Here is a 14748-nt window from a genome sequence, read left to right as displayed (position 1 = left end):
CTGGCGGCCTCGAGCGGTTCGCTGATTAACGGCCCTTCTCCGGCATTGCTGTCCATGGTAGGCATCGCCGCTACGGATCCTGCCAGTAGTTGGTGGTCGCTGGTCACCAGTGCATTCTTTGCCACCTCGTGGCTGGATTATCTCATTCAAATCATCGTATTTGTGGTGGGTGTAGGTATCGCAGAGCGCATCATCGGACCATGGAAGGCCCTCGTTGCCTTCCTGGCCGGATGTGTGCTCAGCGCGCTGGTCCTAACTGGTCTGTTTCTAGTGGGCACTTCCAGCACTGACGAGTGGGTGAGCTACTTCAGTGAGGACTTTGTCGTCGGTGCATATGGCGGGGCGGCAGCGGCGTTGGGCGCCGCTACCGCGTCATTGAACAATTTGTGGCGGCGGAGACTCCGGACATGGTTGTTGGCTCTGGCCATCATGTTCGCCCTCTACGTTGGGGTTGCCCAATCGCTGCTATTGCTGGTCGGGGCGTTGGCGGGTGTCTTAGGTGGCAGGATGGTGGGAACAGGAGACGGGCAAACGACGAAAGCCGGAGTGTTCTCGTGTCCCCGGGAGAGCCGGTTTCTCATCGCGACCATTGTGGGCGTCTTCGCAGTAGGGCCGTTCCTGGCCCAGTTGACCAGTAACTTCGCGATGGGGCCACTGTCAACGGTGGGGGCGCTATCGCTACAGAACCCGCCTGATCCCGATGAAATGAGGGAGCTGTGCGGCGGTGACTCCAGTTGTGTGGGCCTGCAGAATACCGTGGGCACCAATAGTGCCGGAGCCGTACTTTTGTCAATAATTCCGCTATTGCTGCTTCTGCTGTGCTCCGAAGGCCTGCGCCGCGGTCGGCGGCTCGCACTGTGGATCGCGTTGGTGCTCAACGTGATTTTCTCCGCAGTTGTCCTGATCCGACTCGTGGCGTTCCTAGTCTCCTTCGGGCTTGAAAACTTATCCGGGATTGTGCTGCTTTACGTCCTGCCGGCGGCGCTAGTTCCGGCCGCCATTGGTGCACTCCTGTTCATTACTCGGGGTCGATTCCGTGCCGGCTCTGGCCCGGAGGCCACACGGTCGATGTTCCAGGCAGTGGCTATCGTCACCGCAGCAGTCATCATCGTCTACACAATTCTCTGGAGCGCAGAAGGAAATCTGGAGAGGGGAACCATCCGTGACCTTCTGCTTCAGCTCACACATGTGGTCATTCCCTTCCCGATGCCTTTCGTTGTCCAACTCCCCCGCGGAATCATGACGACCCTGATTTACGGGTTCGGTGGCGCAGTGATCTGGCTGGCTTTCGCGTATTTGGCATTCCGCAACTTCAGGCTCTTCAACCGCGGTGGTCGGGGTGGTGACGAGCAGATGGGCCAAGTCAGGACCCTACTCAAGCGTGGCGGCGGATCCTTGTCCTGGATGGCACTGTGGGGCAACAACAGGTATTGGTTCTCCCCAGACGGCCAGGCCGGGGTCGCCTACCAGTTCCACAACGGAGTCGCACTCACCGTCGCCGGGCCGTTCGGAGTACCCGAGGCGCAGATCGAGGCTGCGCGCGGTTTCGTCGCCTATTGCCATGAGCTGGGCCTCAGCCCATGTTTCTATTCCGCCTCATCAGATCTCGGGGCTTCCTTGGATGGCATGAACTTCCAGGCACTGGAGGTCGCCGAAGAAACACTGCTGAATATCGAGAACATGTCCTTCAACGGTAAGGAATGGCAGAACGTACGCACGGCTCTGAACAGGGCAGACAAGCTCGGCATCAAAGACCAATGGCACCGCTACCCCACAATGCCCCCACGATTGAGAGCCCAATTAGCAGAAATCTCCGAGGAATGGATGGCCGATAAATCCCTTCCCGAGATGGGCTTCACCATGGGCGGTCTCGATGAACTCAAGGACGAAGATGTCCTATGTTGCGTCGCCGTCGACAGGGAAGGGCTCGTCCACGGCGTCACTAGCTGGCTCCCGGTCTTCACCGAGGGGCACGTTACAAGCTGGACATTGGACTTCATGCGCCGCAGAACCACAGGATTCAAGGGCGTCATGGAGTTCCTTATCGCATCGGCTGTCACGCACTTCAAAACCGACGTGCCCACGATTTCCCTTTCAGGGTCCCCGCTGGCCGACTTCGGCGATCCCACCAGGAACAGCGAAGAAGACGCACCCGCGGTGGTCAAGATCCTCGGGATCTTCCGCGACGCGTTGGAACCAATATACGGTTTTAAGTCCCTCGCCGCGTTCAAGTCCCGCTTCCAGCCCGAGTACCGCAGCCTATACATGTATTACCAGGACACCCTCGCCCTTCCTTCCATCGGTCTGGCGATCACGGCGGCGTACTTGCCCGGTCTGTCGGCCAAGCAAGGGACCGCAATCGTGAGGCAAATGATGGCCAACCACCTGCCGTCCAGCGTCAGTAACGGCTAATCCCCTCTCGTGCGTCGGGGACTGCGACGGCTGTCCTCCGGAGGTGACTCTCCCAAAAAGAGCTCAAGAACTGTTTCGTGTGCTTTCTTCATCCGTGGACCCCGACACGTCCACTAATCGTCCCGAAATTCTTACATCTGTGCCAGGGAGTCACATCACTTTCTGTAGACTCGGAGACGAAGCTGGCTACTGGCACCCCTGTGTATCAGGTTCGGGCGTATTCGAGGCCGGTGGAGACCTATGCCGTGGCTGTTGTGTGGGCGATGGATGCGGTGTTAGATGGGAGAATTTTCGGACTACGGTGTCACAGGGTTTGTTGGTACATCATTGTGTGAATACATTGATGGCTGTACTTTGGGTTTATGGAAATTCTCACCCACGCCCCGGTGCTGGCCCGGTTCGGCTACGCGGTCTCGGATCCAACGCGGGCCCAGGTTCTCCTGGCTCTCGCCGAGGCCCCGGCATACCCGTCCGATCTGGCGGACTCCATCAAGGTGTCCCGGCAGAGCATGTCCAACCACCTGACCTGCCTGCGCGGCTGTGGGCTGGTAGTCGCGGTCCCGGACGGACGTCGGACACGGTATGAACTCGCTGATGCCCGGCTAGGTCACGCCATCAAAGACCTGCTCGGTGTTGTCCTGGCAGTGGACCCTGCCTGCTGCGCACCGGACGGAGAATGCTTCGCATGACGGCCCTGGTAAATGCACCGACCTCGGATCGCCGTGCGGTCCTGGGCCGCAGGATCCGGCTCTTCGCCGCTGCGACCATTACTTATAACGTCATCGAGGCCGTCGTGGCCCTCTGGGCAGGAGGGGCCGCGGATTCGTCGGCGCTGATCGGCTTCGGACTGGACTCGGTCATCGAAGTATCCTCGGCTCTTGCCTTGTCCTGGCAATTCACTGCCAGGGACCCCGAGCCGCGGGAACATCTGACCTTGCGGATCATCGCCATTTCCTTCTTCGCGCTGGCTGCTTTCGTGGCCGTGGACGCTGTCCGCTCCCTGACCGGTGCGGGAGAAGCTCAGCACTCAACACCCGGCATCGTTATCGCCGCGTTGAGTTTGGCGATCATGCCGGTGCTGTCATGGGCTCAGCGCCGTGCAGGGCGGGAGCTCGGCTCCCGGACGGCCGTGGCGGATTCCAAGCAAACGTTGCTGTGCACATATCTGTCCGCCGTTCTCTTGGTCGGCTTGGTCCTGAACAGCACGCTGGGCTGGTGGTGGGCCGATGCGGTCACGGCACTGATTATCGCCGGTATCGCAGTCAGGGAAGGCATCAACGCCTGGAAGGGTGAGGCCTGCTGCGCCGTTCCGCACGCCGATCAGGGCCACGCCGACGAAGAACTTGATGAGTGCTGCGCGCCTACTGACAAGCCCCCGACCACGTCTGCTCCGGTAGTCATCGAACTGGCTCGGCCAGCTGGCGCTGAGCCGACGGGTTCCTGCTGTGCCGGGTGCGGGTCAGACGCCTCGAGCGAGGCGGTTGCCGTGGAGCTTGGATCAAAGCAGACGGATCGGTGAGCGCCGTCATTTCAGGCCGAAGGGTCCGCATCGCTATCTGGATCTTCTTGGCTGCAATCGTTGGTGCCGGGCTGATCTGGTACGCCGTGCTGGTCGCCAACAAGCCGGCTCCGGCCGCACCGGTCGTGGCCGCCGACGCCCAGCTCGTCAGGGAGGACAGCCATCGGGTCACGAGCCCGGTCACGGAGAAGGCGCAGCTGGTGGAGTTCCTGGACTTCGAATGCGAATCCTGCCGCGCTGCCGAACCACTGCTGGCGGAACTGAAAAAGGAATACGGGGATCGGATCACGTTCATCCATCGCTACTACCCCCTGCCCGGGCACCGGAATTCCGGCACGGCAGCAGTGGCCGTGGAAGCCGCCGCCCGACAGGGTAAATATGAAGAAATGGCCGCCAAGCTGTTTGAATCCCAGCCCCAATGGGGGGAACGGCAGGACTCCCAAGCGGTCCTGTTTAGGAACTACGCCCAGGAACTCGGATTGGACCCGGCAAAGTATGACAACGCGGTCCTTAACCAAGCAACGAAGGATCGCATCAACCGGGACGTCGCTGATGGGCGAGCTCTGGGGGTAACCGGAACGCCAACCTTCTTCCTGAACGGGAAAAAGCTGACTCTGAACACCGAGGCCCAGTTCCGGCAGTTGCTCGACGAAGCCATCCGTTAGAACTCACAGCAACGGCGTTTGAGTCAGGAGCGATCGGCGATGTAGCGGGACCAGGTGTCGCCGGCTGCTTCGGCGTGGCGGTGAGCGACTTGGTAGCTGTAGCCCAGGGCGTCGGCGATTATGGGCGGTGGTGAGGCGATGACGTGCTCGTCAAGCGCTGTGTTGCGTGCCCCGCGTAAGTTCAAGCCGAGGTCGAGAAGTCGCGCGGCGAGAGTATTGGGTCCCAAGTGGTGACCCGCCCGGCCGCCGGGAAAGAGCCATGGGCTTTGAGCGCTTGTTCCTGTTCCTAGGTTGGGCCGGGTTCGAAGGTGCTGCTTGAGGAGCTCTGCGAACGGCGGTGGGATCGGGAGGGGGTGCTTGCCAAGTGTGATCCGGAGTCTTCCGGTGGCCTCGTCGACGGTGACGGCGCTCGTTCGGATTGCTGCCACTTTCGTCAGGGGTTGGGCGTAGAGAAGGAGCAAAATTCCCGCGACTCTGTAGGGCAAGGAATCACTATTGCCTTCGAGGAATTCGCGTATCCAAAGGAGCCGTTGTTCGGGCGTTATGGTGGGTCGGTTCGTGCTGGTGGGGCGGGCAACGCGGACCTGCGTGTTTGTACCGGTCTTCTGAGCGAATGCGAGGAACGTTCGGATCAAACGCCGTGTAGTGGGACCTGAGGCCTGCCAGCTGTCTACGTCCTCTTGGGTGCAGTTGGCCGCCGTTCGTTCGTGGACCGCCCAGAGCCAGTTCAGGAACTTGATCGTCTCCTTGATCTCTTGTTTGGCCGAGTGCACCTGGCTGTGGAGGTTCCGCTCCGGCGATTCCATGGGGCGGATGCGTCGGAGGTGGTGCCATTTGGCGAACTGTTCAACCGGTCTGGCGACTTCCGCTGGCAGTTGCGGCAGCTCGTCCTGGATCCAGCGCTCGAAACGCGCCAGATAGAGGTCACGGTGCGGGAGGAGGCCGTGGTGGGTAAGTATCTCCCGTAAGTGGTCTGCTTCCCGGGCCGCTGTGTCCCGGTGACTGTCCAGACCCTCATGCGTCAGTGGGGTCTGGCCGCTGGCGATCGATTGCAGCAACGTCGCGACCCTGGCTGAACGTTTCCACGTCATGACGCTTTCGGGGCGGCTGGCCAAACACAGGACCTCCACGAGTCGTGACCCGGTTCCAGAATGATCCGGATCGCTGGTCAGCAGGTCGTTGAGGTCATCTTCGAGGGCGCAACGCGCGCAGAATCCTTTGCGGTAAAACTCGCCTTCCTGGCGGCAACGGGAACACTGGAAATCCTGATTGATGCCAGCGCATGGGGCGCACCGAGGGTCTCCGCTATCCGAAACGGGTGGTCCGGGCAACAGCCTGTGATGACCGCAGCCTGTGCAGGTGCCGTGAGTTCGGGTCGCCGTCGTGAAGCAAGGGCCGCAGATTCGCCCCTCGGGCCAGCTTGCCCTGGTTCGGCGGACGCCTCGGCCGCATCGGGCACAGGTGATGGATCCTTTCGTGCGCGGCCGGCCGCGCACGATGTTGCGCGGGGTGAGGCCCGCGGGCTTATCAGCCGTCATTGTTGATGACGCGTGCCCGACGCGGGCGGACCGTCCGGTTGAGGTCGACCACCTTCGGGGAGTTCGTCGTGCCGGATCTACGGGCGCGGACGTCTGCGGCCGTCACGGTGATCAGGTCCTCCGGGCCGCAGGAGAAGATGTCGCAGATCGCCGCGATGACCTGCAGTGAGACCCGCTCCGGTCGTTGATTGACCAGGCGATAGACTTGGGGCCGGGACAGCTCGATTCCGCGTTCTGCCAGCAAGGGGATCAGCCCCGTGGTGTTGTGCAGTCCCCGGGCGGCCATTAACTCCGCAAGCCGCCACGTGTACTCAACCTGGCGTTTCACCGGCCAGCCTCCAAAGCGTCGGCAACAGTACGGTCCAGGGCCGCCTGCAGGGTCCGGATCCTGAAGTCATCGCTGACGAACTGATAGATACCCGTGGTGGACGCATACTCGTGACCCATTTGATCTTGCACAAACCTAGAATGCCATCCATCCTCGGCCAAGTGGGTTGCGTACGACCGCCGCAATGAATGCAAGTCCAGCCCATCCGAAGCTATGCCCAACTCATCCAAATACCGGCGGAGCCTTCGCAGGAGAGTCGACTCGACAATCAAACCACCGCGTTCGCTGGGAAAGAGGTCCAGCGTCTGAAGCGTCCCGCGGCCATTGGCCAGCCAGTCTTCAAGAATGTCCGGCGTCCACTCGAAGACTGTGAGCACGCTACGGGACTTCGGTGGCGAGCCTTTCCGGGCTTTGCCGAACCGCACTTTGCAAACGCCTACCTTCCTGAACCGGCGTATATGCGGGTTGATGCTGAAATCGACCGTTTGCAAATGACGAAGCTCGTTGAACCTCAGCCCATAGGAGTAGGCGATCTTCAGCATGACGGAATCACGGTAAGCAGCCTTCCAGCCTTTTCGTCCGGAGGCCTGGATGATCTCGACTTGGTCGTCCGCGTAGTCGAAGAGTCTTTGCAGCTCGTCCTTGGTGAAGGGCCGTTTCGATGGCCTGCCCTCGAACTCCTCGGCATGCGTGGCCGTGTTCCAGTCGAAGAAGACCTGGGCCGGGTGGGTACCAAACCGTCGCTCGCAAACAACGTCCCAACCGTAATCAGGATTGGCGACGTAAGAGTTGAATTGCCGCAGGGCAGACTGCTGACCACGCAGCGTTGAGTGAGCCAACTTCCGGATCGAACGCAGGTCCCCGAAGTACTCCTCAACATGGGCTGGTGACCAACGCCAGGGGAACTCGTTGACGTGTTCCATGAACCGCTGAACAAAGCGGATCCGTTGATCGATCGTGCCGAACTGAAGATTCCGCGACAACTGCTGATTGCGCCATCCACTGAGCATTTCCTCGAACGTCTGCTGCTCCGGATGCAGCAGAGGTAAGGACTCCACAAGGTGAACACGGCCCGATCCATCGACACCCACACAACCTCCCAAGTGAACTTCAAATCCTGAATCAATGATTCATTAAACGCATCATCAGGACAAACGTGCAGGTCAGAGGTCCCTTTACTGCTCAAGTCGGGTCAAGGGCTCACCCCAAGTGCGGACGGGGAAGGTCCGCAGACGGCACCGAACGCGCAAGAAATGCGGCGCGAATCGAGGGAATTAACCAGGCTCCTTTGATCGAGCCACGAATCGCGCGATTGATTCATCTGATGAGATACGCAGAGGAAAGCACGACATATGGGTGCTTATCGGCGTTGCCCTCACGTAGGCAGCTCTCACGAGCCGGAATCCGCCGACCCAGGAGGTTTGCGCAGCAGTCTGCTGCGCAAACCTCGGAGGTTGCGCACCTTGTCGGGTATTCCCCGGCACGCGGTTCCTCACGTTGCAGGGTCTCGTGCTGTGGATGGCTTGGCGGCGTTGTCAGTCTTCGTTTTGGCGGGCGATGAAGGCGGCCATTCCCGGGACGGTGAATTGTATGGATCCGTATTCCGGTGCGTAGATGACGCCTTTGGCGATGAGCCGGGACCGGATGACCGCGAGCTTGCCGGTTGATTTCCCGAGTCGTTCGGCGATTTGCCCGGTTGCGGAGGGTTGGTCGCCGTCCTGGGCCATGGCTCTGAGGTACAGGCGTTCTGCGTTGGTGGCGCGCTGCCATCGGGCTTCGAAGAAGCCATGGTCGAGGTCACTGGTGCCTAACCGTACAGCTAGTTGGGCGTCCTCGCCGCTGATGACCTTTTCTGAGGCAGCCTCCCAGGCGGAGCGCCCGTAAACCTGGAGGAAGAAGGGGTAGCCGTTGGCCGCCGACAGGAGGAGAGAGAGTGCATCCGGTGTCAGCGATGCTCCGAGCCTGTTGATGGGCAGGGCGAGTGCTTCGGTCGCGGCTTCGTTGTTGACTTGGCCGATGGTTCGGTAGAGGAAGAGTCTCTCCCCATAGGTTCTTGCTTCGGAGATTTTGCCGGGAAGGTTGGGCAGGCCCGCGCCGATGATGTAGAAGGGCCAGCCGCGTTGGCCTGCGAGGTGCTGGATTGAGAGGAGCACGGTCAACAGCTCTTCATCCAGGTCCTGCATTTCATCGATGAACAGACCGAACCCGGCGCGGGCTTTCCGCATGGCGAGGGATACGTCCTCGACCAGTTCCTCGAGGTCGATGTCGAGATTGCCGGAGTCCGCGCGTCCTTGTTGCTTGGTAGTGACGGAAGCCGAAAGACCGGTCACTCCGAGACTGGCAGAGATATTGCCGATGCTGGCCATGGCGCCCTGAAGGAAGTTCCAAGCGGGTTTGCCGCGAAGTCTACGGGTGCCCATGTCCAGTTCGCGGGCGAGTTTTGCCCGGGTGGCCGTCTTGCCGGCCTCTCCGGGTTGGGCTTCGATCTGGATGACCAGCCAGTCGTTGCGACGGGCGTGTTCGGCGAAGACGTTGAGCAGTACGGTCTTTCCGACTCCCCGAAGGCCGGAAAGCACCATGCCCCTGTCCCCCACGGTGTTGGACTTTGAGCGGGCGACCAGCAGGTCGAAGGCATTGATTTCACCGTCGCGACCCACAAGCTCGGGCGGCCGGACACCGGAGCCCGGATTGAAGGGATTCATTGCTGGGTCCATGAAACCAAGAATAACCGTCTATAACGACTTATAACAATATCTGTTATAAGTCGTTATCTTTTGTTAGGATTCCTTGGGGTTTAGATGGCCGGGCGAATTGCACTGGCAGTTTTCGACGTAGCGGCAGCTTCCCGCTGGGTGAGCACTGCTCCGGGTTCACATCCGGTGTCTTTGAGCAGATCGGCGACGGCCTCGGCAACCATCTCCCGGCCTCTGAAGCGGCGGACGATCGCGCGGGCCAATTCGGCCGGCAGCCCGGCGATGACGTCCGATTTCGCTGCCCCGGTGCTAAAAGCCTACGGGTACCGTGGCCACACCAGCGTCGTCGAAAAGCATGGGGATCATCGAGCCCGGTCACAGCAAGCGGGAAACTGCCAAGGGAAATCCTTCGGGCCGGTCTGTAAGGAATCGGGTGTATCCGGAAACATGATCAGTATCCGGGGATTTCCGGGGAGATAGTCCGAGTGGGGCGGTCCCATGCTGTTGGAACGCGAGGCGGAGTTTGAGGCCCTGTACAGGGCACACTACCGCCGCGTCTACCACTACATACTGCGTCGAATCGGTGACCCCGAGACGGCCCAGGAACTGACGGACGACGTCTTCTGGATCGCATGGCGGAAGTTCAATGACCAGAACGACGCCGGGCTGCCGTGGCTTTGCGCAGTGGCGCACAATCTCCTGGGCAACGAATTCCGCGGAAGGAAGCGCCGTCGCGAACTGATGGTGAAGTTGAGAGAGTTCGCTCGTATGCGTGCAGCGGGCCAGGAAACGCCAGTGGATGGTTCCCGGCCGGGCGCAGAACCTGCCTCCGACCCTGTGATGGAAACCCTTGGCCGGCTTCCGGAACACCATCGTGAGGTGCTGATTCTTGTGTATTGGGACAACTTCACCACGGCGGAACTGGCACGCTGCCTTGGCTGCACTGAAGGAACGGCCGGAGTCCGTCTCCACAGGGCAAAAAAGGCGTTCGCAGAGGCCGCTGCCCGGACCGCACAGAGCGCAGGGAGCTGACATGGAACCCATCGAAAATCTTCTGAAGCGCGCGAACCCGGTCCCGGACGATACTGAACCGCCCCGGGCTCCAGTCGCAGATTTCAGGAAGCCGCAAGGGGAGCCTGCCATGGAACACCGATTGCGCCGTGACGGGTCGCGGTTTGACCAGCCCCAGCCTCGTCGGCCCTTTAGAAAACTGATGCCCGCCGTGGCCATCGTGGCGGCCACGCTGTTGCTGGTAGCCGCACCGCTGGTCGGTCTGCTGTCCTCGAACCTCACGCCTCCTCAGCCGGTGGCACCGTCGGAGACCGGAACGGCGGCCGCCGAAGACTGGAGGCTAGGGAGTGTCTCTGCGGACGTGCTCAGGAATCGTGAAACCGTTGTGCATGTCCGCATACCGCCGGGATGGCAGTTGGACCAAATGGACAATGACGTCGACAGTACCAATCCTGACTATCCGGCCGTGACCGCATGGCTGAATGCTCCATCCAGCCAGGACGGCTCACCCGGATCCCTCGCTGCTGCGGCGATGGTCTACTACGGACCGTTCGGAAACCGCTACGATCCTGCAGCCTGCGCGGGGACCCAAGAGTCTTACACCGAACTCGACAGTTCACCGGTGGATGTTCCTTATCAGCGGGGCATCGCGGGCACTGTTCCACCTCGGTTCGTGTACAGGGTGGTATCGGGCGCCGGCGGCGAACTCGTCCCGTCGTTCGGCATCACCACAAGGGCGCCCGGGAACGACACCGATCCGTGTAACCAGTACTTCCTGGTCCACGCCGAACGACCAGGCTTCTACTTCATGTTCTCCAGCTACGTCATGTTCTCAGGACAGCACCCCGGCTGGCTCGTGCCTGCCGTAAGTCCGCTCGCCCCAACCTTCTCCTCCAGTGAGGAAGCCGAGGCCTTCATGGAAACAACTGCGTACAAGGACGTCAAACGATTGTTCATCTCGGTGAGCATTACAGCCCCCTAACCCACCTGACGTTTCGCATTTTGGAGGGCACGGCATGGAATCAGCGGACGCCCGCGAACCGGCAACGGCAGATGCCGTCCTGCTGCGGACACTGACAGCGGTGGCACAGCGGACGGGCAATCTGCAGTATGCCCGTACGATCACTCTTGACATCTACCGGCGCGTTCTCTCGGAACAGGAAGGAGCTGGTCCCGAGTTTGGAAGCATGCTGTCCACGGCGCTGAAAGCCGCCACTCACATGTCCGACGACGTCGACCGGGCAGCTGCCGACGATACCTTGTCGGATTCAGGGGTGATTGCATCGTTGCGGCCCGCGGACCGGCAACTCCTGAGGCTGGTTTACTGGGACCACCTCAGCATGGCCGAGCTGGCCGACTACCTGGACTGTTCCATCGCCGAAGCGGGCCGGCGTCTGGACCGCGCTTACCGACGCGCTGAAAAGCGGCTCCGCAGGGCATCGCATCCTCCCAAAGAAGCTCCCGTCTCCACGGCCAGCCGTACGATGACTTGATACGCTCATGAATCCCATCGAACAGCGCATTCAGGGCACTGCTCCGGAAGTGGATCCTGCCGACCTGTCATCATCGCTTGCGGAAATTCAGACCCTGCTGACGTCCTCCGGTGAAGCCGAGCAGCTCACACCTGGCAGCGGAACGACCTACCGTTTAGCGGACGCCAGGCATACCCGTCGGCTCCGGGGCAGTGCGCGCCGGGTGCTGATCCTTGTCTCCTTGGCTGTGGTCCTGCTCAGCGGCATTCTGCAGATGATGCCAGCAGAGATCCAGGACCATGATGAACCCTCAGCGAACGCCGTGTATCCGGATCCTGAGTTTGCAACGAGAACGGTCGTGGTAACCCGCCCATGGGCGACGGGGGAGCAACTGTCTGCCAGTTTCGAGCTTCCGGTGGCATGGCAGGTCCGGCGCCACCTGCCGTCCGAAGAGTTCCCGGGATTGCATGCGACAGTCCGCGACCAGAATGGGCTGCTCGTAGCCATGTTGTACCTTGGTCCCGCACCCACCGGGACACTGGCCGGGATGTGCGGACAGGCCGCCACGGACAGTGCGGAACTGGATCGACAGGAGATTCATACCGGCATTGAGATCCTTGAAGCAGGCCTCACGTCCGTCTACCGGTATTCGCTCGTGGCGGGCCAGGAGACCCGGGGAACATTCGGCCTGTTCTCCCCCACCAGCCATGACTCAGCGTGTTCGGCCGGGCCGGAAGCTGTTCGTCCGGGGCAATTGATCGTCCTGTTCGGAGATGCACTCCAGATTCCCACGCTTGCCGCACCCGAGGTACCCCGGAGTAGTTATGCAAGAACCTTCGCTGACTCCGATCCCCACACTTACCTGGCATCCACGGAGTACGCCCGGATTCGCAAGATGATAACGTCCCTACGCGCAGAGCCCCCTGCCGATACCTCGCATCTCTGGGACGTAGCAACAGGAAAACCGCCCGGACACTGGTAGCCAGGCTAAAGGAAAACCCATGGGATCATACCGAGAACTGTTGGCCGCTCCGAAAAGCTCAAGTACCGGAAACCCACCTCTACTCGTCTCACCCACACGGAGGTAACGGTCGGGCTGGCCGGCTGGGATTGACTGGCAGAGCCCCCGGGCCGGAGTGACCCGGCCCCGGCACGTCTGCCATGGCCGCCTCCCAAACCCGGAACCAGAAACTCCGCGACAGTGACGGGAGTACAGCAGCTGTGGCCGACCGAACGGCCATTGCCCTTTGGTCGGCCACAACCAGAAGGATGAAAGGTATTCTCAAGGCCTGGACCTGAAGGAGCAGCCATGAACATGAATCAGGTACCTTCCGGGACACCCCGACGGTTAACCGCTCAGAGGGCCGCCCGCAGGGTTGGACTAAGCCTTGAAGCGTTCCAAGCAGCAGCTGACGCCCTGAACGATACTCCGGAAGACCTTCGGCTCCCGGGCGCACGCAAACGTGCCTCCTACGATCCGGAACGTCTTAACCGCTGGATTCAGGCTCGGCTATACCCCGGCCCCCGCATCATCCTGGTCACTGCCCAATGGTCCGAGGCAGGATGGCTGCTGTACGCTCCGGACTTCAAGGTGACGTCCAAGGCAGGAAGACTTGTCATGGCCAAACGCCGGATCATCAAGGACCTCGCCGTCAGGGCCGGCACGGAACCCGAGAACATTCACCTGGAAATCCGGTGCGATCCCAACCACCCGGCCCTGCGTGCCTGGTCGGAAGCCACGGAGCTTAAGGAACAAGCCACCCGCCTCCTGGCGGAGGCAACCCGGAAAAGGGAATCCGCGATAGAACTTCTCACCGTTGAAGGAATGACCAAGCCAGAGATTGGCGAGGCTCTTGGCCTCAGCTACCAGCGCATTCATCAACTTCAAACACGTGCACGGAAGCCACCGAGTCCTCAATAGAACCCTCTGAGCAGCACTGGGTTGCGAGGCGGTGATGCTTCAGCCGTTGGTGACGTGTTCTCGACGCCGTCACCGTCGCCTTGCCCGATTGCCTTAAAGGGGCCGCCACGGGAGTTTGTGGGTACCATCCCCCAAAGCCATGTATTTCTCTGGCCGTGTTTCACTCCTGATGCCGGGGAACGGTCCTCCCGCGGTCCTCTCCATCCCTTGGACATTCTTGCCGCTTCTGTTCTCCGAAACGCGTAGAGTGACATGCATGACTGCAGGGGGTGCGGCCATGGAGCCGCTCGTTCACATCAAAGACTTCCGGATGAATTTCGGCGAGACCACCGTCATCAAGGATTTGTCCTTCGACGTCCGGGCCGGGGAAACCTTCGGGTTCCTGGGCAGCAACGGCTCGGGCAAAACCACGACACTTAGAGCGTTGCTGGGCATCTACCAACCCACCTCCGGGACACTCCACATCGACGGGAAACCCTTCGAACCGCGCGACGGTGCACGGCTCGGATACCTGCCCGAAGAACGGGGCCTGTACAAAAAGGAACACGTCCTGGATGTAATGGTCTACTTCGGCCGGCTCAAAGGACTTACCAAGGCCGCGGCACGCGCCTGGTCCATGGACTACCTGGAAAGAGTGCAGCTGGCAGACAAGGCCAACCTGAACCTGGACAAGCTCTCCGGCGGCCAGCAGCAGAAAATCCAGCTGGGCGTGACGATCATGAACAACCCTGAGCTGCTGATTCTGGACGAACCGACCAAGGGCTTTGACCCGGTGAACCGTCGGCTGCTGATGGACATCATCGAAGAACAAAAACTCGCCGGCGCCACCGTCATCATGGTCACCCACCAGATGGAGGAAGTTGAACGGCTTTGCGACCGGGTCATCCTGCTCAAGGACGGCACCTCCAGGGCCTACGGCACCGTCTCGGATGTGCAGGACCAGTTCGGCGGCACCGTGTACCGGGTCACGTACGAGGGCACACTTCCAGCCTCTGACCTATACACTATCGCCTCCCACGGCGCAGGGACCGCTGACCTGGCACCCCAACAGGGCGCGACGGAAACCGCCGTCCTGCGCGAACTCATGGGTGCCGGCGTCGGGGTCCGCAGCTTCACCACCGAGCGCGTCTCGCTGGAGGAAATCTTCATCAGCGTCTACGGCGAACAGAACGAACTGGCGGAGGCATGA

14 protein-coding genes are annotated in these 14748 nt (G+C 61.0%); 10 read left to right on the top strand and 4 right to left on the bottom strand.

Translation table 11 applies throughout. From position 1 onward, the window contains the following. The 4 genes from J3A64_RS23530 to J3A64_RS23515 all read left to right on the top strand — a co-directional run. On the top strand, positions 1-2412 hold a 2412-nt coding region (locus J3A64_RS23530), incomplete at its 5' end, for a bifunctional lysylphosphatidylglycerol flippase/synthetase MprF (RefSeq protein ID WP_210066507.1). A 362-nt stretch (positions 2413-2774) separates the two neighbouring features. Then, positions 2775-3101, top strand: a complete 327-nt coding sequence (locus tag J3A64_RS23525; RefSeq protein WP_210064040.1) for a helix-turn-helix transcriptional regulator — start codon at positions 2775-2777, stop codon at positions 3099-3101. Continuing rightward, positions 3098-3931, top strand: coding sequence for a cation diffusion facilitator family transporter (locus J3A64_RS23520; RefSeq protein ID WP_210064041.1), 834 nt, complete (start codon positions 3098-3100; stop codon positions 3929-3931). The genes J3A64_RS23525 and J3A64_RS23520 overlap by 4 nt, the downstream gene beginning before the upstream one ends. After that, a complete protein-coding gene (locus tag J3A64_RS23515; RefSeq protein ID WP_210064042.1) occupies positions 3928-4596 on the top strand; it encodes a thioredoxin domain-containing protein in 669 nt (222 codons plus the stop codon). The genes J3A64_RS23520 and J3A64_RS23515 overlap by 4 nt, the downstream gene beginning before the upstream one ends. A 23-nt stretch (positions 4597-4619) precedes the next feature. On the opposite strand, the gene J3A64_RS23510 is transcribed toward J3A64_RS23515, so the two are convergent. The 4 genes from J3A64_RS23510 to J3A64_RS23495 form a co-directional block, all read right to left on the bottom strand. After that, on the bottom strand, positions 4620-5687 hold the full coding sequence (locus J3A64_RS23510; RefSeq protein ID WP_286176232.1) for a recombinase XerD: 1068 nt from the start codon (positions 5685-5687) through the stop codon (positions 4620-4622). A 436-nt stretch (positions 5688-6123) separates the two neighbouring features. After that, the gene (locus tag J3A64_RS23505) at positions 6124-6462 is read right to left on the bottom strand and encodes a helix-turn-helix transcriptional regulator (RefSeq protein WP_210064044.1); all 339 of its coding nucleotides are present in this window, start codon (positions 6460-6462) and stop codon (positions 6124-6126) included. Next, positions 6459-7553: a tyrosine-type recombinase/integrase gene (locus tag J3A64_RS23500; RefSeq protein ID WP_210064045.1), complete on the bottom strand. Its 1095-nt coding sequence runs from the start codon at positions 7551-7553 to the stop codon at positions 6459-6461. The genes J3A64_RS23505 and J3A64_RS23500 overlap by 4 nt, the downstream gene beginning before the upstream one ends. Before the next feature lie 444 nt (positions 7554-7997). Further along, positions 7998-9164: an ATP-binding protein gene (locus tag J3A64_RS23495; RefSeq protein ID WP_307807242.1), complete on the bottom strand. Its 1167-nt coding sequence runs from the start codon at positions 9162-9164 to the stop codon at positions 7998-8000. Positions 9165-9653: 489 nt separating this feature from the next. Here J3A64_RS23495 and J3A64_RS23490 point away from each other — a divergent pair, with 489 nt between their 5' ends. From J3A64_RS23490 to J3A64_RS23465, 6 genes are all read left to right on the top strand, one after another. Beyond that, positions 9654-10187, top strand: coding sequence for an RNA polymerase sigma factor (locus tag J3A64_RS23490; RefSeq protein ID WP_210066505.1), 534 nt, complete (start codon positions 9654-9656; stop codon positions 10185-10187). Between the two features lie 181 nt (positions 10188-10368). Next, entirely contained in the window at positions 10369-11148 is a 780-nt protein-coding gene (locus J3A64_RS23485; protein ID WP_210066504.1) for a hypothetical protein, read from the top strand. A 34-nt stretch (positions 11149-11182) separates the two neighbouring features. Further along, positions 11183-11659: an RNA polymerase sigma factor gene (locus tag J3A64_RS23480; RefSeq protein WP_210066503.1), complete on the top strand. Its 477-nt coding sequence runs from the start codon at positions 11183-11185 to the stop codon at positions 11657-11659. Positions 11660-11666: 7 nt separating this feature from the next. Further along, complete coding sequence (locus J3A64_RS23475; protein ID WP_210066502.1) at positions 11667-12620, top strand: hypothetical protein; 954 nt, start codon at positions 11667-11669, stop codon at positions 12618-12620. A 327-nt stretch (positions 12621-12947) separates the two neighbouring features. Further along, on the top strand, positions 12948-13559 hold the full coding sequence (locus J3A64_RS23470; RefSeq protein ID WP_210066501.1) for a sigma-70 family RNA polymerase sigma factor: 612 nt from the start codon (positions 12948-12950) through the stop codon (positions 13557-13559). A 256-nt stretch (positions 13560-13815) separates the two neighbouring features. After that, complete coding sequence (locus J3A64_RS23465) at positions 13816-14748, top strand: ABC transporter ATP-binding protein (RefSeq protein ID WP_286363965.1); 933 nt, start codon at positions 13816-13818, stop codon at positions 14746-14748.

Origin of the sequence: Pseudarthrobacter sp. PvP004 (assembly GCF_017876035.1) — a bacterium.
In the GTDB taxonomy this organism is placed as follows: domain Bacteria; phylum Actinomycetota; class Actinomycetes; order Actinomycetales; family Micrococcaceae; genus Arthrobacter; species Arthrobacter aurescens_A.
The sequence above is the reverse complement of the archived record's forward strand: the minus strand, read 5'-3'. Positions and strand labels throughout refer to the sequence as shown.

What these genes read in the sequence shown, in the direction of transcription:
- J3A64_RS23525 (WP_210064040.1), top strand. Translation starts at nt 2,775, where the DNA reads ATGGAAATTCTCACCCACGCCCCGGTGCTGGCCCGGTTCGGCTACGCG.
- J3A64_RS23520 (WP_210064041.1), top strand. Translation starts at nt 3,098, where the DNA reads ATGACGGCCCTGGTAAATGCACCGACCTCGGATCGCCGTGCGGTCCTG.
- J3A64_RS23510 (WP_286176232.1), bottom strand. Translation starts at nt 5,687, where the DNA reads ATGACGTGGAAACGTTCAGCCAGGGTCGCGACGTTGCTGCAATCGATC.
- J3A64_RS23495 (WP_307807242.1), bottom strand. Translation starts at nt 9,164, where the DNA reads ATGAATCCCTTCAATCCGGGCTCCGGTGTCCGGCCGCCCGAGCTTGTG.
- J3A64_RS23490 (WP_210066505.1), top strand. Translation starts at nt 9,654, where the DNA reads ATGCTGTTGGAACGCGAGGCGGAGTTTGAGGCCCTGTACAGGGCACAC.
- J3A64_RS23485 (WP_210066504.1), top strand. Translation starts at nt 10,369, where the DNA reads ATGCCCGCCGTGGCCATCGTGGCGGCCACGCTGTTGCTGGTAGCCGCA.
- J3A64_RS23480 (WP_210066503.1), top strand. Translation starts at nt 11,183, where the DNA reads ATGGAATCAGCGGACGCCCGCGAACCGGCAACGGCAGATGCCGTCCTG.
- J3A64_RS23475 (WP_210066502.1), top strand. Translation starts at nt 11,667, where the DNA reads ATGAATCCCATCGAACAGCGCATTCAGGGCACTGCTCCGGAAGTGGAT.
- J3A64_RS23470 (WP_210066501.1), top strand. Translation starts at nt 12,948, where the DNA reads ATGAACATGAATCAGGTACCTTCCGGGACACCCCGACGGTTAACCGCT.
- J3A64_RS23465 (WP_286363965.1), top strand. Translation starts at nt 13,816, where the DNA reads ATGACTGCAGGGGGTGCGGCCATGGAGCCGCTCGTTCACATCAAAGAC.